The organism is Sphingomonas metalli, from assembly GCF_014641735.1.
Classification (GTDB): Bacteria; Pseudomonadota; Alphaproteobacteria; order Sphingomonadales; family Sphingomonadaceae; genus Sphingomonas; species Sphingomonas metalli.
In genome coordinates this window covers 218,632-240,921 of sequence record NZ_BMIH01000004.1, presented here as the reverse complement: position 1 = coordinate 240,921, position 22,290 = coordinate 218,632, and the positions used below count along the sequence as shown (strand labels likewise).

Here is a 22,290-nt window from a genome sequence, read left to right as displayed (position 1 = left end):
GCAAAGGTGGATGAATCGTTGTTGCGAATGCAATGCAATAGATGGAAGCAGCATGTCCTGGCCGATCGGCGCCCTGATCTTCACCCTGACCGTGATCGGCATGGAGGCCTTCGCCTATGCCGCGCACCGCTGGATCATGCATGGCCCCGGCTGGTTCCTGCACGAAAGCCACCACCGCCCGCGCACCGGCCATTGGGAGCTCAACGACCTCTATGCCGCGATCTTCGCGGTGCCGTCGTTCCTGCTGATCTTCGGCGCGCTCCAGCTCGGCTGGTGGCCCGGCTTCGCCTGGATCGGCGCGGGGATCGCCGCCTATGGCGCGATCTATTTCGGCTTCCACGACATCATCGTCCACCAGCGCATCCCCACCCGCTACCTGCCGCGCTCGCGCTACATGAAGCGGATCGTCCAGGCGCATCGCCTCCATCACGTGGTCGAGACCAAGGACGGCAATGTCAGCTTCGGCTTCCTCGTCGCGCCGCGCCCCGAGTCGCTCAAGGCCGAGCTGAAGCGCCGTTCGCGTGCCGGCGTCCGCGCACCTGCGGCAGAGCGCCGGGCGGAGCAGACAACCGGGCGTTAACGGCCGCGCGCCTAGGGTGCGGCGTCATGGACCCTGTCACCGCCTCTCCCACCGCCGAAGGCGAGCGCCGCGACGCGCTCCGCCGCCCCGTCCGCATGCGCGCGCACCTGCGCGATCGCGAACAGGCGCGCTTCGACCTCGACGTCACCGACCTGTCCGCCACCGGCTTCCGGGCCGAGACCGCGACGCCGCTGGAGCCGGGCATGGCCGTCTGGCTCACCCTGCCCGGCCTCGCCCCGCTCGAGGCGAGCGTCGCCTGGCGCGACCGCTTCCACTATGCCTGCACCTTCGCCCGACCGCTCGACGATACGGTCCACGCGCACCTGCTGGGGTTGGGCCGGGGCTGAGCCGGGCGCGCGTCGACGCAGCGACGACTCGGTCGTCCGGGCAAGTGCCGGATCCCCTAAAAAATTCCGCGTCATGCCGGACTTGTTCCGGCATCCACCGCGTCACAAACCCATCAGCCGGTGATGATGCGGAACCGTGGATCCCGGAACGAGTCCGGGATGACGTGTACACGACGCAGATGGTGCACCGTTCTCGCAATTCCCGCCAAAGCCGGGATTTCCCAATGACGGAACGCAACAAGCGCCGCGACTGACCGCGGCCCGCGCCAGGGCGGCGACCTCAGGCCAATCCAAGCGTCCTGACCGGCTTCCTCAACCGTCCGCCATCTCCGCCCGCCGGTTCAGCCCGCCCGCGGCCAGCTTCGTCAGCGCCTCGTCGGTCGCCTTCTCCTCCGCCAGCGTCTCGCGCAGGATCTGCGCGGCCTCGTCGCGGCCGAGCTGCTCGGCCCAGGCGATCAGCGTGCCGTAACGGCTGATCTCGTAATGCTCGACCGCCTGCGCCGCCGCGGTGAGCGCCGCGTCGAGCACCGCCTTGTCGGCGATGTCGCCCGCGACCTCGTTGGCCTCCTTGATGATCCCGTCGATCGCCGGGCAGGTCACGCCCTTGGCGGCCAGCCCCTCCAGCGCGAACACCTGTTCCAGCCGGGCGATCTGCCCCTCGGTCTCGCGCAGATGCGTCTCGAACCCGCCGCGCAGTTCGGGCGCCGTCGCCTTGTCGATCATCTTGGGCAGAGCCTTGGTGATCTGCTGCTCCGCATAATAGACGTCCTGCAGTTGATGCACGTAGAGATCGTGCAGCGTCGCAATGTCCTTGGAGAACAGGCCCATGGCGTTTCCCTCCGCAAAGATGGACTGGTCACCACGCGCAGCGTTCGGGTCGCGCGTGGTGTTCGAGATCAACGAACCAGGCCTTTAGGAAGTTTCAGAACAAAGATCCGGAATTTACCTCTTCATTCTGATTCCGGTTCTTCATTTCGATCAAGCTTCAACCTTGCTTAACGGCCTGCGCACATGCCGGGCGCATGGAACATGGATCGATGCATCAACCCGCAAGGCCCCACTCCGCTCCCGCCCGGAGCGGCCGGGAGGGGCGGATCAATCCGGTCCTGCTGATCGGCAAGGTGATCCGCGGCGATGGCGGCGTCGGCGCGTGCATCGTCCACGACCTTGCGCCGGGCGGCCTGGTCGCGCGCTTTGCCGCCGCGCCGTCGGTCGGCGAGACGCTGATGATCGAGATTCGCGGCATGAGCGCGATGGTCGGCACCGTCCGCTGGGTCAACGGGGTCAAGGCGGGGGTCGCCTTCGCCAGCGAGCAGCCGATCGACGCCGCCCTCCACCCCTCGCACGACCCGGGCGAGCTGGCGCGGCCGCCGCGCTTCGCCGTTCGGACGCTGGTGGCGCTGCGCATCCGCGAGGGGCGCTACCCGGCCGAGCTGGTCGACATCTCCGCCGGCGGCGCCAAGCTGCTCCTCGATGCCGGCGTCAATATCGGCGATGTCGGGCAGCTGACCCTGCCCGGGCCGCCCGCCACCGTCTTCGGGCGCGTCCGCTGGGAGCATCAGGGGCTGTGCGGCTTCCAGTTCTGCGAGTCCCTGCCGCTCCCCCTGCTCACCCGCATCCTGGAGCGCTGAGCGGCGGCCGCGCCGGGCTCAGCCCGCCGCCACCCAGTCCGCCACCGACTGGCTGTCCAGCCCGCGCGTGTCGGCGGCCATGCTCTTCGCCATGATCTCCAGCGCCCAGTTCGTGCGGCGCGCGTCGAAGCTCGCCACCCCTTCGGGCGGCACCCACAGGTCATATTCGCGCATATGCGCGTCCGCCGCGGTGAACAGCACGCAGATATCGGCGGCGATCCCGGTCAGGATCAGCCGGCTCGCGCCCAGCCGCGGCAGCAGCACCGGCAGGTTGGTCGCGTAGAAGCCGGAGAATTGCGGCTTGATGACGAAATAATCCTGCTCCCGCGGCGCCAGCAGGTCGACGATCCGCCGCGCGACCGGATTGGCGCCGCGCACTTCCTCGATCAGGGCCGAACGGTCCGAATGCCACTTGCCGCCATTGTCGTTGACGTAGATGGCCGGCACCCCGCACGCATCCGCCGCATCGCGCAGCCGCCGGATCGCCTGCGCCGCCTCTTCGGCCGCCGCGATGATGTCCGGCGCATCCTCGAAATCGAGCCGGTTGATCATGTCGATGATGACCAGCGCCGTGCCGCCCGCCGCAGGTTCGGTAATCGTTGCGTCCATCGGGGGAGGGTAGCGATGATGCGGAGGCGGCGCGTTGACGCAGGTTGGGTGGGACTGGTGTATCGAGAAAGCCCGCGTGAGGGCGGCGATCACTTCGGGCCGTGGCGCGCAGCTCACAGGGAGAGGACATGCGCCTTCAATATGTCGACGGTCTCCGTCAGACCGGCCGCTTCCATATCCAGCAAGAGGATGTCAGCCGTCTTCTCCGGCCTTCGGAAGCGGTCCCGCATCTTTCGAACGGCAGCCACGGCCCGTCCTGGATCAAGGGCGATGGTGTCGGCGATGAAGTGATCGGCCGACTTCGCCTCCAGGTTCAGGCGGCCCATGATGTCGGCGGGAAAGTCCCGCAGATTTTCCGTCACGATGGTCGCCGCCTGCGTTTTGAGCGCCGCAGCCAGGACGTGCGCATCGCGGGGATCAGGGAGCCCGGTGCAAGACGGCAGGAACATGTCGTAGTCCGACACGCCGGCATCCTCGAACGCCTCCTCCATCGCCCTGCGTGCCCGGTGCCCGCGAGCGGCAGCGTCCACGACCTGCTTGGCGGTCAATATGCCAGTGATCGCAGCTTCCGTCTCGTCCATCACCCTGTCGGACCAGCGGACCCGGAAGAATTCGGCCTCGGCAAGGGTCAGCAGCAGGTTGCGCTTCAGCGCACTTGCCAGGGTGCAGGCGTCGATGAAGGCCGTGTACCTATTCGCGAACACGCCTAGAGATACTCGGCATCCATCTCGGCAAGCGCCGACAGTGCCGCGTCGCGCTTCCCATCCCGCGCCCGCTTATAGGCGAACAGATCCTCGGCTTTGATGCGACGATGACGCCCCACCATTTCGAATGGAATGTCCCTCCTCTCCAGCAGGGAGATGAGGAAGGGGCGGGACACGTTCAGGATATCTGCCGCTTGCTGGGTCGTCAGCATCTGACTGACAGGCACCAGCGTGACAGCATCACCGCTGCCAACGTGCCGCAGCAACTCCATCAGCAATTTGGACAGGCCAGGCGACAGCGTGATCTCGGTCGGCGTTTTATCGCCGTCCAGGACTCTCAGCGTCGCACCACCCGACGCTTGCGATGCGAGGACCTGACGTAGCTGATTGGCTGCTGCCATTTCCGTCGCGGAAGGCAGCCGACTGCCGAGCAGCTCGGCAAAGGCTGGCAGGGTCATAGCGGGAGCCTCCGTTGCTCCGACGTATAAGGCATATTCGCAATAAACGCAATTAGCGCAATAAACGCAACGATGTTCCGTCTCGGGCGGCGGCTAGTGTCTTCTCGAAGCGGAAGATGCCGGTGAATACCGGGTCGCCACGACGCTACAGCTCACAAATCGCATGGAATTGCACGCATCTTGGAGGGTACGGCTGATCCATGGTGAGACGTTCGATGCCCGAAACGTCTTCGTCATCGGCGGCCACGGGATCAAAAGGATCCGGATGGCTCGGCCGGCTCATGACTGGTGCGGTCGAGAAGACTCGAACTTCCACGGCCTTTCGGCCACAACGACCTCAACGTTGCGCGTCTACCAGTTCCGCCACGACCGCACGTGCCATTACCGCCGAAGGACCCGGCGGCCGGTAGGCGAGCGCCCCTAGCAGGTCGATCGCCCCCCTGCAACGGCTTGTTTCAGCTCCCCTCGCCGGCGAAGCTCAGCTCCAGCCGCTTGGAGTTGGCGGGAACGTCGAGCTTCGCCGAATTGAAGTCGATCGACGCGCCCGGCGCCAGCGTCCGCCGCTCGGGCGTGATCGTCCAGCTATAGACCAGCCGGCCGTCCGCATCGCGCAGCTCGGCGCGGATGTCGGGCACGCGCTGCCGCTCGGACGAAGGATTGGTCACCTGGCCGCTGACCGCGAACAGTTCCGACCCGTTCTCCAGCTCGCGCCGCTCGATCGGATTGTCGCGCAGGCGCAGCGGCGTCTCGCTGCCCGGCAGCTCCAGCCCCATGCGCGAGGCGAGGCCCGGCGCGCCCGTCCACAGGATCGCGCCCACCCCCGCCAGCATCAGCAGCCCGGCGAGCAGCGCCAGCGCGGTCCAGCGCCGGGCCGGATTGCGCCGCGCGCGCACCGGCGGGCGATAGGCATAGGCGTCGGGATCGGCGGCAAAGGCTTCCGCCGCGGCATAGGAGCCGGTCGCATAGCCGGGCCCCGCGATCGGCATCCCCGCCGCGGCCGCCGGCGACGGCATGGCGGCAGGATTGGGGATGACCGGCGCCGGCATCGGGGCCGCGACGGGTTCGGGAGGAGCGCTCCATCCCTCCTCCTCGTCGCGCGCATAGGCCGGTTCGGGCGCCGCGACCGGCGCAGGGGGCGTAGGGGGCGGGGGCGGGGGCGGTGGCGGCGGCGGTGCCTGTGGAGGCGGGGGCGGCGGCGCGACCGGGCGGGCCAGATCGAGGATCGCCGGCTCCTGGAACCAGCTGTGCCGGCAATTGGCGCAGCGCACCGTCCGGCCCTCGACCCCGATCGCGCTGTCGGGCACCAGATAGCGGGTGCGGCATTCGGGACATTCGAGGATCATGGACGGGCGCGCTTCACCAGCGGCCGGTACTGGCCGTGGGAAGCGGATGTGCCACGCACCGCCCGGATGTTGCAAGCACCAAGCGCCGCGGCTTGATGCGCGGCGCCGCCTGATGCAAAGGCTTGGCTACCGATGGCGACGATCGTGCAGTTCGAGAATGTCGGCCTGCGCTACGGCTCGGGCCCCGAAACGCTGAGCGACGTCAGCTTCTCGCTGCAGTCGGGCACCTTCTATTTCCTCACCGGCGCCAGCGGCGCGGGCAAGACCTCGCTCCTGCGGCTGATCTATCTCGCCCAGCGGCCCAGCCGCGGGATCATCCGGCTGTTCGGCGAGGATGCGGTGGTGCTGCCGCGTGCGCGGATGCCCGGCTTTCGCCGCCGGATCGGCGTGGTGTTCCAGGACTTCCGCCTCGTGCCGCACCTGACCGCGGCGGAGAATGTCGCGCTTCCCCTGCGCATCGCCGGCCTGCCCGCGGGCGAGATCGACACCGCGGTGCGCGAGATGCTGGCCTGGGTCGGCCTCGGCCCGCGCGCCGATGCGCGGCCCGCGACGCTGTCGGGCGGGGAGCAGCAGCGCGTCGCCATCGCCCGCGCGGTGATTAACCGGCCCGACATCCTCGTCGCCGACGAACCGACCGGCAACGTCGATCCCGACATGGCCGACCGGCTGATGCATCTGTTCGGCTCGCTCGGCAATCTCGGCACCACCGTGGTCGTGGCGACCCACGACCTCCATCTCCTCACCCGCGTGCCGGGGGCGCGGATGATGCAGCTCGACGACGGCCGGCTGCTCGACCCGACCGGCATCCTGCGCAATCCCCCGCCGCAATCCCCCTCGCCGCCGCTGGTGACGGCATGAGGCCGCGGCGCAAGCCCGCCCCGCTGCTCGAGGGGTCGCGCGGGCGGCGCGCGATGATCGCGGTGCTGGCGATCCTCGTCTTCCTCACCGTGCTCGCCGCCGCCATGGGGCTCGGCACCCGCGCCGCGGAGCGACAGCTCGGCCGTCAGCTCGCCGGGCGGCTGACCGTGCAGGTGATCGACGGCGAGCCCGCCCGCCGCGACGCCGCCGCCGCGCGCGTCCTCGCCGGCCTGCGCGCCAGCCCCGACGTGGCGCAGGCCGCGCCGGTCGATCCGGCGGAGATCGCGCGGCTGCTCCAGCCCTGGCTGGGGAGCGACGGCGCCGATGCCGGCCTGCCCGTGCCCGCGCTGATCGATGTCGACCTCGCCAGCCCCGACGACGTCACCGCCGCCCGCGTCGCCGCGCTGGCGCGGCGGGCGGCGCCATCGGTCCGGGTGGACCGGCAACAGGGCTGGATGTCGCCGGTCACCGGCCTGTTGCAGACGCTGGCGCTGATCGCCGCCGCGGTCGTCGCGCTGCTCGCCGCCGCCACCGCCGCGGTGGTGATGCTCGCCGCGCGCGCCGGCCTGGAGACGCACCGTGCGACGATCGAGGTGATGCACATGCTCGGCTCGACCGACGTCCAGCTCGCCCGGCTGTTCCAGCGGCGCATCGCGCTCGATGCGACCTTTGGCGGCCTGGCCGGCGCCGGCGCGGCCGCGGCGCTCGCCGCGCTGGTCGGCACGCGCCTGTCCGCGCTGCGGTCCGAACTGGCGAGCGCGGGGCTGCTCGGGCCGACCGAATGGAGTATCCTGGCGCTCGTGCCGCTCGCCTTCATCCTGCTCGCGACCTGGTCCGCGCGCGTCGCGGTGACGCGGGCGCTCAAGCGGGTGCTGTGATGCTGCGGCTGCTGTCGACCCTGCTGGTCGCCTGGTGCCTGGGCTTCGCCGCCTTCATGCTCCTGCTGCCGCCGCCGCTGGAGGGGACGACGACCGACGCGATCGTGGTGCCGACCGGCGGGGCGGGGCGGATCGACCGCGGGCTGCAGCTGCTGCGCGACCGCCAGGCCAAGCGGATGCTCGTCACCGGCGTCGCCCCCGGGGTGCGCCCGCGCGACCTGGCCCGCATGTACGGAACGCCGCGCGCGCTGTTCGACTGCTGCGTCGATCTCGGCGCCGATGCGGTCGACACCCGCTCCAACGCCGAGGAGACCGCGGCCTGGGTCCGCCGCCACGACTATCGCACGGTGCGGCTCGTCACCTCCGACTGGCATCTGCCGCGCGCGCGGATGGAGCTCAGCGCCACCCTCGGCCCGCGCGTGCTGGTGCTGGGCGATGGCGTGCCCGGCAATGTGCGCCTTGCGACATTAGTGAACGAATACAATAAGTTGATCCTGCGCCGCGTGGCCCTGTGGGTGGGCTGGGGGCAATGATCGTCCTCCTCCGCAACATCGTCTTCGCGATCGTCTTCTATGGCCTGTCGGTGCCGATCGTGCTGACCGCGCCGGTCAGCGCGCTGTTCGGCCGCCGCGCGGTGATGCGCCACGCCACCGCCTGGACGCTGTTCCACCGCTGGGCGGTGCGCCACCTGCTCGGCATCCGTGTGCGCGTAGAAGGCGAGCGCCCTGCCGGCCCCGCCTTCTACGCCGCCAAGCATCAGGCGATGTGGGAGACGCTGGAATTGCAGGCGATGCTCGACGCCCCCGCGATGGTCCTCAAGCGCGAGCTGGCCGACATCCCCGCCTGGGGCTGGGCCGCGCGCCGCTATGGCGCGATCGTCGTCGATCGCGATGCCGCCGCGGCGGCGCTGCGCGGGATGATGCGCGACGCGGAGGCGGCGAAGGCCGAGGGCCGCTCGATCCTGATCTTTCCGGAGGGGACGCGCGTCCAGCCCGGCGAAACCCCGCCGCTGAAGCCGGGCTTCGCCGGCCTTTACCGGCTGCTCGACATGCCGACCGTCGCGGTGGCGACCGATATCGGCCGCCTCTGGCCGCGCAAGGGCTTGAAGCGCCCCGGCACCGCCACCCTCCGCTTCGCCCCCGCCATCCCTCCCGGCCTGCCGCGGCGACAGGCGGAGGCGGCGATCCATGCCGGCATGAACGCGCTGGAGGAACAGGACGGGCGTGGCGACGCGCCGCTTTGAGACGTCCGTCATCCCCGCGGAGGCGACACCTTTGCGGAAGCCCATTTCCCGTGATCCCCGCGAAGGCTGCGATGACGGACAGTCGGCAGCACGCCAACCGCTAGCGCTGAACGATCGCGCACGAACCCGTTCGTGCCGAGCGAAGTCGAAGCACGGTCACGTCTCAGGCCCTCGACTGCGCTCAGGGCGAACGGTCAGGGATGGGTCGACGCAAATCATCATGCTCCAAAGGTCCCAGCCTGCGCAGGGGTAACGCTTTGGAAGCGCCGCCCCATTCCCTCTCCCTCCCGTCCCGCTATCATCGCGCGCATGGCCCCGACCCTGCGCACCGACCGCCTGATCCTCTCCGCCCACCGGCCCGAAGACCTCGACTCCCTCGTCGCGATCTGGAGCGACCCCGCCGTCTACCGCCATATCGGCGGCAAGCCGCGTACCCGCGAGGAGGTGTGGCTCCAGCTCCTCCGCCACACCGGCCAGTGGACGCTGTTCGGCCGCGGGCTGTGGGTCGTCCGCGATGCCGCGACCGGCGACCTGCTCGGCGAGGCCGGGCTGATGGACACCCGCCGCGACTTTTCCTTTTCCCTGCCCGACCGGCCCGAAGCCGCCTGGATCCTCGGCCCCGCCGCGCACGGTCGCGGGCTGGCGCGAGAGGCGATGGGCGCGGTGCACGACTGGGCGGCGGCGCAGGGCATGACCCGCACCTTCTGCATCATCGGCGCGGAGAATGCCGCCTCGATCCGGCTCGCCGGGCGACTCGGCTACGAGCATGAGGCGGAGGGGCAGTATCACGAACGGCCGACCGTGGTGATGCTGCGCGGATAGCCACGCCCGCCTCCACCCCACCCCGTTCGTGCTGAGCGTGTCGAAGCACTGTTCTTCTCTCGCGCTCCGAAGTGAGAAGAACAGCCCCCTTCGACGGCCTGCCAAGGCAGGCGCTCAGGACAGGCTTCGACACGCTCAGGTCGAACGGAACGCGGGATCGATCGCCCTCCAACCGTCGCCCCAGCGAAGGCTGGGGCCTTTATCGACCGAAGCGCACCATCCGGAAGATCCCAGCCTTCGCTGGGATGACGGCTTCCCCTACACCCCGATCAGCGCGATCTGCCGCCCGTAATCCGCCTCCCCCCGATGCGTCGCCCGGCGAAAGCTGTAGAACCGCGCCTCGTCCGCATAGGTGTCGAGCCCCAGGGTCTCGACCTGGCCCACCCCCGCCGCCGCCAGCCGGTGCGCGACATAGGCTTCGAGATCGAAGCGGTGATGCCCCGGCCGGCCGTCGGCGAAGAAGCGCTCGTTCGCCGGGTCCTCCGCTACAAAGCGCGCGAGGAAGGCATCGTCCACCTCATAGCTGCGCCGCGCGATACAGGGCCCGATCGCCGCCACGATCCGCTCCGGCTTCGCCCCCAGCCGGACCATCGCCTCGACGGTGCGATCGGTGACGCCTGCCACCGCGCCCTTCCACCCGGCATGCGCCGCACCGACCACTCCCGCCTCGCGGTCGGCGAGCAGCACCGGCGCGCAGTCGGCGGTCAGGATGCCGAGCAGGATGCCCGGCCGCTCGGTCACCATCGCGTCGCCGCGCGGGCGGGCGGCATCGTCGATCGCGGTCAGCACCCGCACCACATCGGCCGAATGGATCTGGTAGAGCGTGGCGAGCGACGCCCCCGGCAGCACCGCCGCCACCGCGCGCCGGCGATTTTCCGCCAGCTCCGGCCCGATCGTGTCCTGCCCGCGCCGCCCGAGGTCCAGCCCCGCGGTGACGCCCGTCGACACGCCGCCACGCCGGCCGAGAAAGCCGTGCGCCACCCCCTCCAGCCCGCGGGCGCGGATCACCTCCACCGCGTCTTCGCCGTTCACAGCGCCAGCCGCATGATATGGTCCTCGTCGCGATGGGTGCCGACCATGAAGTCGTAGGAGCCGACCTCCACGAAGCCGTAGCGCGCGTAGAAGCGCCGCGCCCGGTGATTGTCGACGAACACCGACAGATAGAGCTCTTCCGCCCCCCGCGCCCGCGCGGTGGAGAGCACCCAGTCCATCAGCGCCTGCGCCGCGCCGCTGCCCTGCCACGGCCTGAGGATATAGAATTGCCGCAGCTCCGCCGCCGGACCGTTCGGGGTGAAGGGCAGCGAGGGCGGCCCCAGCTTGGCATAGGCCACCGCCCGCCCCTCCGCCTCGCCCAGCCGCACGGCGAAGGCGGGGTCGCCAAGTTGCGCCGCCCAACTCGTCGCGCGGTGATTCTCCAGGAATGCGGCGAGATCGGCCGGGTCGTAGAGATGCCCGAAGGTCTCGGTGAAGCTCTCCGCCCCCAGCCGCGCCAGCGCCGCCGCATCCGCCACCTCGGCATCGCGAAAGGCGATCATGCGAACCCCGCCGGCTGCGGCCAGCCAGGCGCGGTCACCGCCAGCGCCTTGAACAGCGTACCCATGCCCGTCACCAGCCGCTGCCGGTCGGCGACGATCGCCTCCGCCCGCTCCGGCGCATGGCGGGCGAGCGCCGCGGCGCGCGCGTCGATTCCCAGCTTTACCAGCCACTCGCCCTGCTCGACCGGGCCCCACACCGTCGCACCCCCTGCCTGCGCCGCGGCGGCGAGCGTGGTGAAGTCGACATGCGCGGTCAGGTCGTGTTCGCCCGGCGACTCGAAGGGATTGGCATGGCCATGCGCGCGCACCGCCTGCAGCGTCTCGCCGGTCAGCGGCCCCTCATGCCCGTAATCGATCGCGACCAGCCCCCCGCCCTGCCGCGCGATCCGGGCGGCAAGGTCGCGCATCACCGCCACCTGCGCGGGCGAAATCTCCAGCACCGCACCCGGCTCGGCCTCGCGCAACCCCGGCGGGATCACCGCCTCGGGCACCGCCGGCCCCGCGATCGGCAGGAACAGCGTATCCTGGCAGGCGACCAGCCGCTCGCGCCACGCACCCGCGCCCCGCACCAGCTGGCGGATCGGCAGCGCGTCGAAGAACTCGTTGGCGACGACGATCAGCGGCGCGTCGTCCGGCAGGCTCGCGACCGACTCGTGGAACCGCGCGTCCGCCACCCGCTCGGCCTGCGCCGCGCGCAGCACCGGGCTCGTCTCGACGAAATGGACCGGCGGCGACCAGCCCGCCTTCGCCATCGCCCGCCGCGCATCCGCCGCTAGCGTGCCGCGGCCGGGACCCAGCTCCACCCAATGCGCTGGCGGCCGCCCCGCCCGGTCCCACAGATCGGCGCACCACAGCCCGACCAGCTCGCCGAACATCTGGCTGATCTCCGGCGCCGTCACGAAGTCGCCACCCGCGCCCAGCGGATCGCGCGTCGCATAATAATGCGCGTTCGCCGCCGCCATGAACTGCGACAGCGGGATCGGCCCCGCCAGCGCGATCGCCCGCGCCAGCCGCTCGGGCAGCGCCTCGTCGGTCATGCGCCTCTCCCGGCCGGCACTAGGCGGCGCTCTCCGTCCCCGCGATCGGTTCCACCCGCACCCGCCGCTTCGGCGCGGTCAGGATCAGGTACAGCCCGCCCGCGATCATCGGCACGCACAGCCACTGGCCCATGTGCAGCCCGGTCGCCTCGGCAAAGGCGCGCAGCTGCTGGTCCGGCTCGCGGAAGAATTCGACGGTGAAGCGCGCCAGCCCATAGCCGAGCAGGAAGGTGCCGGTCAGTCGCCCCGGCTCGTAGCGCGCCTTGGTCCGCCAGAAGGCGAAGGCCATCAGCGCGAACAGCAGGATGCCCTCCAGCCCCGCCTCGTAGAGCTGGCTGGGATGCCGCGCCGGGTCGGGCAGGCCGAAGGGGACGGTGCGCGGGAAGACGATCGCCCAGGGCACGTCCGCCGGCTTGCCCCACAATTCGCCGTTCACGAAATTGGCCAGCCGTCCGAAGAACAGGCCGAACGGCACGCAGGCCGCGACATAGTCGTGGATGCGCAGCCAGTTCAGCCCGTTCTTGCGCGCAAAGACGATGATCCCCAGCGAGGTGCCGATCACCCCGCCATGGAAGCTCATCCCGCCGTCCCACAGCCGCAGGATCGACAGCGGGTGGAGCAGCATCTCGGGCGCGTAGAACAGCACATAGCCGATCCGTCCGCCCAGGATGATCCCCAGCGTCGCGTAGAAGACCAGATCGTCGGCATGGCGCCGCGCCATCGGCGCGCCCGGCTGGGCGAGCAGCTTGAGCAGATACCACCAGCCGATGACGATCCCGGCGATATAGGCCAGGCTGTACCAGCGCAGGGTGAACCAGCCGATCGAGAAGACATCCGGGTGCAGCCCCAGATCCTCGAAGCGGATATGTCCCGCCGCGGCGGCGGCAGCGAAGTGGATCAAGGCTTTTCCCCCGTCATCGCCGCCTGCATAGTGGCGGCCAACGATAGAACCAAGTGTGGAGAGCAGGATGCGTACCGAGCTTGATCGGCGTATGGACGAAACCATCGCCCGGCTGACCGCGCCGGGCGGGATGCTGGAGACGGCGACGGTCGCGCGGGGCGGCGTCGCCCTGCCGGTGATCGCCACCGCGCCGCCCAGCCTCGCCCAATATTTCGCGCATTACTGCACCGTGCATCGCGACGTCGAATTCCTCGTCTCGGGCGCGGAGCGGCTGACCTATGGCGAGACCTATGCCGCTGCGGAGCGGCTGGCGCGGGCGCTGGTCGGGCGCGGCATCGGCCGCGGCGACCGGGTCGGAGTTGCGGCGCGCAACTCGCCCGCCTGGATCGTCACCTATATGGCGACGCTGATGGCGGGCGGCGTCGCCACCCTGCTCAACGGCTGGTGGCAGGCGGACGAGCTGCAGGCGGCGCTCGCCGATGTCGATTGCGCGCTGATCGTCGCCGACGCCCCGCGCGCCCAGCGGCTGGCGAAGATCGAGGGGCTGAGGACGCCCGTCGTCACGCTCGACGACACGCTGCCGGTGATGGAGGCGATCGCGCCGCTGCTCGGCGGGGCGGAGGGGCCGCTGCCCGAGCTGACCGGCGACGATCTCGCCACCATCCTCTTCACCTCGGGCTCGACCGGCGTGTCCAAGGGCGCGCTGTCCGATCATCGCGCGGTGGTGGCGGGCACGTTCAGCTTCCTCGCGCAGACGCTGACCATGCTCGGCATCGTCACCGCCGACGGCAATCCGCCCCAGGGCCAGCCCTGCACGCTGCTCACCATCCCGCTCTTCCACGTCACCGCCGAGGTGCCGGTCTTCCTCCAGAGCTTCGCCATGGGCCGCCGCCTCGTGCTGATGCCTAAATGGGATACGCTGGAGGCGATGCGCCTGATCGAGCGCGAGCGCGTCACCTATTTCATCGGCGTGCCGCTGATGAGCTTCGAGATCCTCAACCATCCCGACCGCGCCAGCTTCGACCTGTCGAGCGTCACCGATTTCGGCGCGGGCGGCGCGCCGCGCCCGGTCGAGCATGTGCTGCGCATCGATCAGGAGATGGGCGGCTCGGCCCCGCTGATCGGCTATGGCCTGACCGAGACCAATGCGGTCGGCACCGGCAATTGGCGCTCCAACTATGTCAACAAGCCCGCCAGCTGCGGCCGCGCCTCGCCGCCGCTGGTCGAGATCGCGATCCTCGACGATGCCGGGAACCGGCTGCCCCAGGGCGCGCGGGGCGAGGTGGCGATCCGCACCGTCGCCAATATCCGCGGCTACTGGAACCGGCCGGAGGCGACCGCCGCCGCCTTCACCGCCGACGGCTTCTTCCGCTCGGGCGATATCGGCTATCTCGATCCCGAGGGCTATCTGTTCATCGTCGACCGCAAGAAGGACATCATCATCCGCGGCGGCGAGAACATCAGCTGCCAGGAGGTGGAGGCCGCGCTCTACCTCCATCCCGCGGTGCGCGAGGCGGCGGTGTTCGGCCTCGCCGACGAACGGCTGGGCGAGGTGCCGGCCGCGGTCGTCTGGTGCGGCGGCGAGCCGGTTACGGCGGAGGCGCTCTGCCGCTTCCTCGCCGAGCATATCGCCGCCTTCAAGATCCCCGCCCGCATCTGGATCGCCGACGCGCCGCTGCCGCGGCTGGGGACCGAGAAGATCGACAAGGTCGGCCTCAAGGCGCGCTACCGGGCGGTGGCGCTGGCGGCGTAGGATCGAGGAGTAATGCGTCGGCCAGCAAACCAGCCGTCATCCCCGCGCAGGCGGGGATCCAGACGCGCGGGAGCTTGCCGCATCACTCGCAACGTCAGAAAATATAAATCCCCCGCCTTCGCCAGACCTCTGCGGAAGTCTTTCGTCCACCCCGGCGCAGGCCGGGGTCCAGTTGGGAAACGGCGGTAAGTCATTGCAAGGCTTCACCCAGCTGGACCCCGGCCTGCGCCGGGGTGGACGAGGGGCGTGGACCGATCGGACCTTCGCAGAGGTCTCGCCTGCGCGGGAATGACGATTTGGTCGCATCACCCCCCATCCTTCCCCACAGGGTAGGTGGCGTGCGCAGCGTAACGGATGGGGAGGACACGGCGCACTCCCCGATCAGCGTCGGCCACCTTTGAAAGCGGAAGAAGAGAGTTCACGCGGAGGCGCGGAGAGCGCGAAGATGTCGCGCCCGCCGCAAGGGCCGCTCGTCCTCCGCCGGATAACTCGAACGGCCTCGCCCGCGGCAAGCGCGACCCCTCCGCGCCTCCGCGCCTCCGCGCGAACCACTCTTCTCCCCGAACCACCCGGCAGCCCCACCATTCCCCCCGCCGCCGATCTGGCCTAACCCTCCCCCATCCGAGGAGAATACCCATGGCCGACCCCACCGAAGCCGATCTGTCCGGCATCCCCGCGCCCCAGGCGCCGCGCAGCGATCCGGAGACGATCGGCGGCCGCAAGCTCAAGCCGTCGACGCTGATGATGGGCCACGGCTTCGATCCGACCCTGTCCGAAGGCTCGCTGAAGCCGCCGATCTTCCTCACCTCGACCTTCGTCTTCCCCAATGCCGCGGCGGGCAAGCGGCATTTCGAGGGCGTCACCGGCAAGCGGCCCGGCGGGGCCGAGGGCCTCGTCTATTCGCGGTTCAACGGCCCCAATCAGGAGATCCTCGAGGATCGCCTCGCGATCTGGGAAGAGGCGGAGGATGCGCTCGCCTTCTCCAGCGGCATGTCGGCGATCGCGACGCTGTTCCTTTCGATGGTCCGCCCCGGCGACACGATCGTCCATTCCGGCCCGCTCTATGCCGCGACCGAGACGCTGATCGCCAAGGTGCTCGGCCGGTTCGGCGTCCACTGGCTCGACTTCCCCGCCGGCGCGACCCGCGAGGAGATCGACGCGGTGCTGGCCAAGGCCGCGACCGGCCGCGTCGCGCTCATCTATCTCGAATCGCCCGCCAACCCGACCAACGCGCTGGTCGATATCGCAGCGGTCGCCGCCAGCCGCGACGCGATCTTCGCGAATGCCGCCGAGCAGCCGCCGATCGCGATCGACAACACCTTCCTGGGGCCCCTCTGGCAGCAGCCGCTCCGCCACGGCGCCGATATCGTCGTCTATTCGCTGACCAAATATGCCGGCGGCCATTCCGACCTCGTCGCCGGCGGGCTGCTCGGCAAGAAGGCGCTGATCGACACGGTGCGGTCGATGCGCAACACGATCGGCACGATCTGCGACCCCAACACGGCCTGGATGCTGCTCCGCTCGCTCGAGACGCTCGAATTGCGGATGAGCCGCGCGGGCGAGAATGCGGCCAAGGTCTGCGCCTTCCTGCGCGACCATCCCAAGGTCGAGCGGATGGGCTATCTCGGCTTCATCGAGGATGCGCGGCAGAAGGACATCTACGACCGCCACTGCACCGGCGCCGGCTCCACCTTCTCGCTCTATCTCAAGGGCGGCGAGGCGGAGGCGTTCCGCTTCCTCGACGCGCTGCGCATCGCCAAGCTCGCCGTGTCGCTCGGCGGCACCGAGACGCTGGCGAGCCACCCGGCCGGCATGACGCACCTGTCGGTGCCCGATGCGCGCAAGGCGGCGCTGGGGATCACCGACAATCTCGTCCGCATCTCGATCGGGGTCGAGGATGCCGACGACCTGATCGCCGATTTCGACCAGGCGCTGTCGGCGATCTGATGCCGGTCTTCACCCCCGTCACCGATGCGGAGTTCGCCGCCGCGATCGCCGACCTCGCCGCGCAGATCGGCGGCGAGGGCTGGGCCGACCTCATCGTCGGCATCGGCCGCGGCGGGCTGGTGCCGGCGGTGTACCTGTCGCACGCCACCGGCCTGCCGATGGTCTCGCTCGACGGGTCGGGCGGGCAGGCGCCCGACCTCGCCACGCTCGCCGGGCGGCTGAAGGGGCGGCGCGCGGTGATCGTCGACGACATCAACGATTCGGGCCGCACCATCGCCCGGCTCCGCGCGGGGCTGGCGGAGGCGGGAGCCGGCGAGGTGCGGTTCGCGGTGCTGATCGACAACAGCGCCTCTGCGGAACAGGTCGACTACCGCCACCGCGTGATCGACCGGCGGACGGTGAAGGACTGGTTCGTCTTCCCGTGGGAAGCCGTGGCCTCCGCCACCGCGATCGAGGCCGACGCCGCGGAAGTTCCCGACCGGATCGGGTGAGGAGGGGATGCTGTTTGAAGCCCGCCTCTTCCGCGAAGCACGTTACCCTCTCCCCCGTTCGTGCTGAGCTTGCCGAAACAGTGCTCTGCCTGAAGCGCCGGCGCTCGGGGCAAGAAGAACGGTGCTTCGACTTCGCTCGGCACGAACGGGGCAGGAGGGTTCTCTGCACGCTATCGTAGCAAAAGCCCTGCCCCACGAATTCCGTCATCCCCGCGAAGGCGGGGATCCAGACGCGCGGGAGCCTTCCGCATTGCCCGCAACGTCGGAGCTTCCGGATTCCTGCCTTCGCGGAATTGACGACCGATAATGGAAGGAGGCCCCGAAGGAGGAACGAGACCATCCCCTCGCCTATCGCGCCCTCACCGTCCGATCCGTCACCCGCCCCAGCGCCGGCGGCACCACCGTCGCGCCGGCGGACAGATAGGCGCGCAACGCATCGACGTCGACCGGCCCCTCCGCCACGTCGTGTCCCGCTGTCAGCGTCGAGAAGCCGTCGCCGCCCAGTGACAGGAAATTGCTCACCGCCACGCGATAATGAGCCGCCTCCGCCAGCGGTCGCCCGCCGATCCGGATGTCCGACACGCGCGCCCCCGCCGGCCGGTTCGCATCATAGGCATAGCGGATGCCGGCGACCGCGAGCAGGATTTTGCGCTCGAACTGCTGCTCCAGCGCCGCGCGCAGTTCCGCGCCGCTATAGTCCCGCACCGTCAGCATGTTGCCGAACGGCTGGGTGGCGTAGATGTCGCCATAGCTCAGTTGCCCGCCCGGACCGGGGATCAGCCCGGTGCGGATCCCGCCGGGGTTCATCAGCGCGGCAACCGCGCCCGCCGGCCGCGTCGCGGCGAGCTGCGCGTCGGCGATCAGGTTGCCGAGCGGCGATTCGGTCATCTGGTCGGTCGCCTTGGCCAGCGGCGCGGACAGGCGGCCGGCGGGCGCATTCGCCAGCGGCGCGGCCGCGGCGGTATAGCGGGCGACGATCGCGGCGACGCCCGGGTCCGGCGCCGGCCGCGGCGCGCGATCGGTCGGCGCGACCGGACCGTCCGGCCCGGCATAGCCGTCATTCTGCACCACCACGTTGCGCGCGCGCTTCGCCACGACGCGGTGCGTCGCCGGATCGATCGTGAGCACCGCATCGGTGACGAGCGTCCCGAACTTCTCCGCGCTGGTCAGCAGAAAGGGTCGGTCAGGCGCATATTGGGCATAGTCGCAGATATAGGAGCGGTGCGTATGGCCCGACACGACCAGGTCGACGCGGGTGTCGAGCCGGTCGAGGATCGGCCGGATCGCCCCCGACAGGGCGCGGCAGTCGTTCGGCCCACCCTCCTGCCGGCCGCCTTCGTGGATCAGCACCACGATCGCATCCGCGCCCGCCGCCTTCAGCCGCCCGACCTCTTCATTGGCCGCCTCCGCCTCGTCGCCGAAGCGCACGCCGCGGATGCCGGCGGGGCTGACCAGCGTCTGGGTCGAGTGGGTGGTCAGCCCGATAAAGCCGATCCGGATCGTGCGGCCATGATCCTCCACCGTCCGCATCGCGGTGGCGGGCAGCAGCGTGCGCCCGTCCGGCCCGACCGTGTTGGCGCTGAGATAGGTGAAGCCCGCGCCGCCGAAAGGCTCCAGCCGGCACGGCTCCGCGGTGCGGGTGCTCACCGCCACCCGGTCGCACCCGCCGCGCTGCAGCCGCAGCAGCTCCGCCGTGCCGCGGTCGAATTCGTGGTTGCCCGCCGCGTTCAGGTCGACGCCGATCCGGTTCATCACCGCGATCGTCGGCTCGTCGAGGAAGATCGAGGAGACGAGCGGGCTCGCCCCCGTCATGTCCCCCGCCGCGACGGTGACGCTGTGCGGAGCCTGCGCGCGCAGCGCGGCGATCGTCGCCGCCAGCCAGGCCGCGCCGCCGGCGGGCGCCTGCACCGTCCGCCCGTCCGGGCCCGTCACCGGCATCGACAGTTCGGGCTTGGCGAGATTGCCGTGGAAATCGTTGAAGGCGAGGATGTGCACCTCGACCGGCGCGGCATCGCCGTCGGCCATGGGGCCGGCCGGCCGCAGCCCGGCCGTGGTGCAGCCGGCGAGCGCCAGCCCCGCCAGCAGCAGCGCCGCCGCGGTGCGCATCAGCCGTCGCCCACCCGCTCGATATCCGCGCCGACCGCCGACAGCTTCTCCTCCAGCCGCTCGTAACCGCGGTCGAGATGATAGACGCGGCTGACCTGCGTCTCGCCCTCCGCCGCCAGCCCCGCCAGGATCAGGCTCATCGAGGCGCGCAGGTCGGTGGCCATCACCGGCGCGCCGACCAGCCGCTCGACCCCGCGCACCACCGCGGTACGGCCCGACACGGTGATGTCCGCCCCCATCCGCGCCAGTTCGGGCACGTGCATGTAGCGGTTCTCGAAGATCGTCTCGGTCAGCACGCTCGATCCGTCCGCCTTGCACAGCATCGCCATGAACTGCGCCTGCATGTCGGTGGCGAAGCCGGGGAAGGGCGCGGTGGTCAGCGTCAGCGGCCTGAGCGGGCCGTTGGCGGCGATCCGCACGCTGTCCCGGCCCGCCTCCACCGTCACCCCCGCCTCGGTCAGCGCCGACAGGGTCGCGCCCATGTCGTCGGCGGCCACGCCGGTCAGGGTCAGGTCGCCGCCGGTGATCGCCGCCGCGCAGGCATAGCTGCCCGCCTCGATCCGGTCGGGCATCACCGCATAGGTCGCGCCGTGCAGCCGGTCGACGCCCTCGATCTCCAGCGTCCCCGTGCCGATCCCCTCGATCCGCGCGCCCATCGCGACCAGGCAGCGGCACAGGTCGACGATCTCGGGCTCGCGCGCCGCATTCTCGATCCTTGTCGGGCCCTTGGCCAGCACTGCCGCCATGACGACATTCTCGGTCGCGCCCACCGACACGACCGGGAAGCGATAGGTGCCGCCGGTCAGCCGCCCCCCCGGCGCCACCGCGCGGACGTATCCCGCCGCCATCTCCAGCTCCGCGCCGATCGCCTCCAGCGCCTTGAGATGGAGGTCGATCGGCCGGTTGCCGATCGCGCACCCGCCCGGCAGCGACACCCGCGCCTCGCCCGCCCGCGCCAGCACCGGGCCGAGCACCAGGATCGACGCGCGCATCTTGCGCACGATGTCGTAGGGCGCCTCGGTGCTGGTCAGCTTGCCCGCGCGGATCGTCATCACCCGCCCGAAATCCTCCGGCCGCGTCCCCTCGATCCGGGTCGAGGCGCCGAGCTGGTTGAGCAGATGGCCGAACCCGTCGACATCGGCGAGCCGCGGCAGGTTGCGCAGCGTCAGCGGCTCGTCGGTGAGCAGCGCGCAGGGCATGAGCGTCAGCGCGGCGTTCTTCGCGCCGGAAATGGGCAGGCGGCCGGACAGGCGGCGACCGCCGCGGATGATGATGCGATCCATGCCACGGCTCTATCGCCCCCGTCGCATCGTGCAAGCGCCGCCGCGCGGCCGGCCGCCGCCGCCGCGACGGCCCACACGCCGCATACGTCAGCCCCGTTGATCGACTTTAATGCGAGTACGAAGCGATAGCCCATAAACGACTGGCCTTTGGGGGAAATATCACGACGTGTCGGAAAGTGTGTTCGCGGATCGCCTTACCCGTCTGATTGCCCTCTCCCCCGACGAGCATGCGCTGTTGACCGGCGTGGAGGAACGCGAGCGGCGGGTCAGGCGCAACGGCGTCCTGTTCAGCGAGAATGACCGCGTCGCCGAACTCTTCGTGCTGCGGCGGGGCATGATGATGAGCTATGTGCTGCTCGACGACGGCAGCCGGCAGATCCAGCGCTTCCTCTTCCCCGGCGACCTGATCGCCACCACCTCGCTCGTCTATGCCAAGGCGCCGGACACGGTGATGGCGGTCCATGACAGCAGCCTCGGCGCGATCGACCGCCAGGCGCTCGCCGATGTCGTGCTGCGCTGCCCGCGCATCGGCCTGGGGCTGCTCGCGCTCGAGCAGGTCGAGCGGGTGGCGATGAGCGACCGGCTCGCGGCGGTCGGTCGCACCTCGGCCAAGGCCCGGGTGGCGGCGCTGCTGCTCGAACTGCGCAACCGCCTGCGCGCCACCGCGCCGGCCGGCATCGACAGCTTCGCCCCCGGCATCACCCAGGAGGAGATGGGCGACGCCACCGGCCTCACCGCGGTCCATGTCAACCGGATGATCCGCCAGCTCGAGGAGGAGCGGCTGATCGGGCGCGAGGGCGGCCGCTTCACGATCCGCGACGAGGCGTCGCTGGTCCGCATCGCCAACTATATCGACCGCTATGCCGGGCTGGACATGGGCTGGCTGACCGTGCGCGGCTGACCGTCCGCGGCTGAGCGGGTCGGCCGCCGGCAAGCACGCCGCCGCTCCGACGGATATTTGCGCTGTCCCTCGAGGGGGAACCCGTGCCGACCCCGCCACGCCGACGACGGCGCCGAACCTAGGCCACGCTTCCGCCTGCACCCCTTCTCCGCGCCCTCCGCGCCTCCGCGCGATCCGGCCTTCGTCGGCCACACGGGCCGGGCCCGAAGCCACGCTTCCGCCTCTCCCGAACCGTCGCCCCAGCGCAGGCTGGGGCCTCTCGCGGCTCCTGCCGCGCGCCATCACCGGGAGATCCCGGCCTTCGCCGGGATGACGATCGCCTTAGGCCCCGATCCGAACCGTCGCCCTAGCGCAGGCTGGGGCCTCACGCGGCTCCGGCCCGTTCGCAGCCGGCCCTAGGAACGCCCCGCCGGCCTCCGCCGCCGCCCGTTCAGGCCTTTTCCAGCGTGCATTGCAGCGGATGCTGGTTTTGCCGGGCGAAGTCGATCACCTGCCCCACCTTGGTCTCGGCGACCTCGTAGGAGAAGATGCCGCACACCCCCACGCCGCGCTGGTGGACGTGGAGCATCACCCGCGTCGCCTGCTCCATGTCCATGCGGAAGAAGCGCTGGAGGCAGAGCACCACGAATTCCATAGGGGTATAGTCGTCGTTGAGCATCAGCACCCGATAGGGGGTCGGCTTCTTGGTCTTCGCGCGGGTCTTGGTCGCGACGCCGACGCCCGTGCCGCCATTCTCGTCGCTGCCGTCGCCATCGTGGCGCTCGGTCATGCTCGTTGCCTTCCTATGCCTGTGTGCGGCGAAATATGGCATTCTCGTCGCCGCGGGCAAGTCCCCGCGCGGAGCCCCGCGCCTCGCGCGGACG

The 22,290-nt window shown here is 70.4% G+C and carries 24 protein-coding genes and 1 tRNA gene; 12 read left to right on the top strand and 13 right to left on the bottom strand.

The features are described from left to right. Window positions 1-52 precede the first annotated feature (52 nt). Both IEX18_RS15465 and IEX18_RS15460 read left to right on the top strand, forming a co-directional pair. The gene (locus IEX18_RS15465) at window positions 53-580 is read left to right on the top strand and encodes a sterol desaturase family protein (protein WP_188659694.1); all 528 of its coding nucleotides are present in this window, start codon (window positions 53-55) and stop codon (window positions 578-580) included. Between the two features lie 26 nt (window positions 581-606). Then, the gene (locus IEX18_RS15460) at window positions 607-927 is read left to right on the top strand and encodes a PilZ domain-containing protein (RefSeq protein ID WP_188659677.1); all 321 of its coding nucleotides are present in this window, start codon (window positions 607-609) and stop codon (window positions 925-927) included. 312 nt (window positions 928-1,239) lie between these two features. Here the strand turns inward: IEX18_RS15460 and IEX18_RS15455 are convergent, their stop codons facing one another. After that, a complete protein-coding gene (locus IEX18_RS15455; protein ID WP_188659657.1) occupies window positions 1,240-1,755 on the bottom strand; it encodes a YciE/YciF ferroxidase family protein in 516 nt (171 codons plus the stop codon). 209 nt (window positions 1,756-1,964) lie between these two features. Here IEX18_RS15455 and IEX18_RS15450 point away from each other — a divergent pair, with 209 nt between their 5' ends. Beyond that, window positions 1,965-2,558, top strand: coding sequence for a PilZ domain-containing protein (locus IEX18_RS15450; protein ID WP_188659655.1), 594 nt, complete (start codon window positions 1,965-1,967; stop codon window positions 2,556-2,558). Between the two features lie 18 nt (window positions 2,559-2,576). On the opposite strand, the gene IEX18_RS15445 is transcribed toward IEX18_RS15450, so the two are convergent. From IEX18_RS15445 to IEX18_RS15425, 5 genes are all read right to left on the bottom strand, one after another. After that, entirely contained in the window at window positions 2,577-3,167 is a 591-nt protein-coding gene (locus IEX18_RS15445) for a cysteine hydrolase family protein (protein WP_188659652.1), read from the bottom strand. Between the two features lie 113 nt (window positions 3,168-3,280). Continuing rightward, entirely contained in the window at window positions 3,281-3,871 is a 591-nt protein-coding gene (locus IEX18_RS15440; protein ID WP_188659649.1) for a PIN domain-containing protein, read from the bottom strand. Between the two features lie 2 nt (window positions 3,872-3,873). Beyond that, window positions 3,874-4,329, bottom strand: a complete 456-nt coding sequence (locus tag IEX18_RS15435; protein ID WP_188659646.1) for a helix-turn-helix domain-containing protein — start codon at window positions 4,327-4,329, stop codon at window positions 3,874-3,876. Window positions 4,330-4,615: 286 nt separating this feature from the next. Continuing rightward, a tRNA-Leu gene (locus tag IEX18_RS15430) sits at window positions 4,616-4,702 on the bottom strand. 82 nt (window positions 4,703-4,784) lie between these two features. After that, complete coding sequence (locus tag IEX18_RS15425; protein WP_188659644.1) at window positions 4,785-5,672, bottom strand: MJ0042-type zinc finger domain-containing protein; 888 nt, start codon at window positions 5,670-5,672, stop codon at window positions 4,785-4,787. Window positions 5,673-5,804: 132 nt separating this feature from the next. Here IEX18_RS15425 and ftsE point away from each other — a divergent pair, with 132 nt between their 5' ends. The 5 genes from ftsE (at window position 5,805) to IEX18_RS15400 (ending at window position 9,473) form a co-directional block, all read left to right on the top strand. After that, window positions 5,805-6,530 carry a cell division ATP-binding protein FtsE gene (ftsE, locus tag IEX18_RS15420; protein WP_188659642.1) on the top strand — a complete coding sequence of 242 codons (726 nt, stop codon included), beginning with the start codon at window positions 5,805-5,807 and terminating at the stop codon, window positions 6,528-6,530. Then, entirely contained in the window at window positions 6,527-7,408 is an 882-nt protein-coding gene (locus tag IEX18_RS15415) for a cell division protein FtsX (RefSeq protein ID WP_188659640.1), read from the top strand. The genes ftsE and IEX18_RS15415 overlap by 4 nt, the downstream gene beginning before the upstream one ends. Beyond that, the gene (locus IEX18_RS15410) at window positions 7,405-7,941 is read left to right on the top strand and encodes a YdcF family protein (RefSeq protein WP_188659637.1); all 537 of its coding nucleotides are present in this window, start codon (window positions 7,405-7,407) and stop codon (window positions 7,939-7,941) included. Before IEX18_RS15415 ends, IEX18_RS15410 begins: the two co-directional genes overlap by 4 nt. Continuing rightward, window positions 7,941-8,651: a lysophospholipid acyltransferase family protein gene (locus IEX18_RS15405; RefSeq protein WP_188660102.1), complete on the top strand. Its 711-nt coding sequence runs from the start codon at window positions 7,941-7,943 to the stop codon at window positions 8,649-8,651. Before IEX18_RS15410 ends, IEX18_RS15405 begins: the two co-directional genes overlap by 1 nt. A 309-nt stretch (window positions 8,652-8,960) precedes the next feature. Then, window positions 8,961-9,473 carry a GNAT family N-acetyltransferase gene (locus tag IEX18_RS15400; RefSeq protein ID WP_188659635.1) on the top strand — a complete coding sequence of 171 codons (513 nt, stop codon included), beginning with the start codon at window positions 8,961-8,963 and terminating at the stop codon, window positions 9,471-9,473. Between the two features lie 258 nt (window positions 9,474-9,731). On the opposite strand, the gene pgeF is transcribed toward IEX18_RS15400, so the two are convergent. Genes pgeF through lgt form a run of 4 tightly spaced genes read right to left on the bottom strand, consistent with a single transcriptional unit; the run spans window position 9,732 to window position 12,946 of the window. Continuing rightward, a complete protein-coding gene (gene pgeF, locus IEX18_RS15395) occupies window positions 9,732-10,505 on the bottom strand; it encodes a peptidoglycan editing factor PgeF (protein ID WP_229664625.1) in 774 nt (257 codons plus the stop codon). After that, entirely contained in the window at window positions 10,502-11,008 is a 507-nt protein-coding gene (locus tag IEX18_RS15390; RefSeq protein WP_188659634.1) for a GNAT family N-acetyltransferase, read from the bottom strand. The genes pgeF and IEX18_RS15390 overlap by 4 nt, the downstream gene beginning before the upstream one ends. Beyond that, window positions 11,005-12,045, bottom strand: a complete 1,041-nt coding sequence (locus IEX18_RS15385; protein ID WP_229664624.1) for a class I SAM-dependent methyltransferase — start codon at window positions 12,043-12,045, stop codon at window positions 11,005-11,007. Before IEX18_RS15385 ends, IEX18_RS15390 begins: the two co-directional genes overlap by 4 nt. A 19-nt stretch (window positions 12,046-12,064) precedes the next feature. Next, entirely contained in the window at window positions 12,065-12,946 is an 882-nt protein-coding gene (gene lgt / locus IEX18_RS15380) for a prolipoprotein diacylglyceryl transferase (protein WP_229664623.1), read from the bottom strand. A 67-nt stretch (window positions 12,947-13,013) separates the two neighbouring features. Here lgt and IEX18_RS15375 point away from each other — a divergent pair, with 67 nt between their 5' ends. The 3 genes from IEX18_RS15375 (at window position 13,014) to IEX18_RS15365 (ending at window position 17,137) form a co-directional block, all read left to right on the top strand. After that, the gene (locus IEX18_RS15375; RefSeq protein ID WP_188659632.1) at window positions 13,014-14,699 is read left to right on the top strand and encodes a class I adenylate-forming enzyme family protein; all 1,686 of its coding nucleotides are present in this window, start codon (window positions 13,014-13,016) and stop codon (window positions 14,697-14,699) included. Between the two features lie 636 nt (window positions 14,700-15,335). Then, entirely contained in the window at window positions 15,336-16,646 is a 1,311-nt protein-coding gene (locus IEX18_RS15370; RefSeq protein ID WP_188659631.1) for a cystathionine gamma-synthase family protein, read from the top strand. After that, window positions 16,646-17,137, top strand: coding sequence for a phosphoribosyltransferase (locus tag IEX18_RS15365; RefSeq protein WP_188659630.1), 492 nt, complete (start codon window positions 16,646-16,648; stop codon window positions 17,135-17,137). Before IEX18_RS15370 ends, IEX18_RS15365 begins: the two co-directional genes overlap by 1 nt. Window positions 17,138-17,485: 348 nt before the next feature. Here the strand turns inward: IEX18_RS15365 and IEX18_RS15360 are convergent, their stop codons facing one another. After that, window positions 17,486-19,243, bottom strand: a complete 1,758-nt coding sequence (locus tag IEX18_RS15360) for a bifunctional metallophosphatase/5'-nucleotidase (protein WP_188659629.1) — start codon at window positions 19,241-19,243, stop codon at window positions 17,486-17,488. Continuing rightward, window positions 19,243-20,526, bottom strand: a complete 1,284-nt coding sequence (gene murA, locus IEX18_RS15355) for a UDP-N-acetylglucosamine 1-carboxyvinyltransferase (RefSeq protein ID WP_188659628.1) — start codon at window positions 20,524-20,526, stop codon at window positions 19,243-19,245. The genes IEX18_RS15360 and murA overlap by 1 nt, the downstream gene beginning before the upstream one ends. A gap of 166 nt (window positions 20,527-20,692) precedes the next feature. On the opposite strand from murA, the gene IEX18_RS15350 reads away from it, so the two are divergent. Then, window positions 20,693-21,427 (top strand): Crp/Fnr family transcriptional regulator, encoded by a 735-nt coding sequence (locus IEX18_RS15350; protein WP_188659627.1) that lies wholly within the window; start codon window positions 20,693-20,695, stop codon window positions 21,425-21,427. Window positions 21,428-21,857: 430 nt separating this feature from the next. Here the strand turns inward: IEX18_RS15350 and clpS are convergent, their stop codons facing one another. Further along, window positions 21,858-22,196 (bottom strand): ATP-dependent Clp protease adapter ClpS, encoded by a 339-nt coding sequence (gene clpS / locus IEX18_RS15345; protein WP_188659626.1) that lies wholly within the window; start codon window positions 22,194-22,196, stop codon window positions 21,858-21,860. Window positions 22,197-22,290 lie beyond the last annotated feature (94 nt).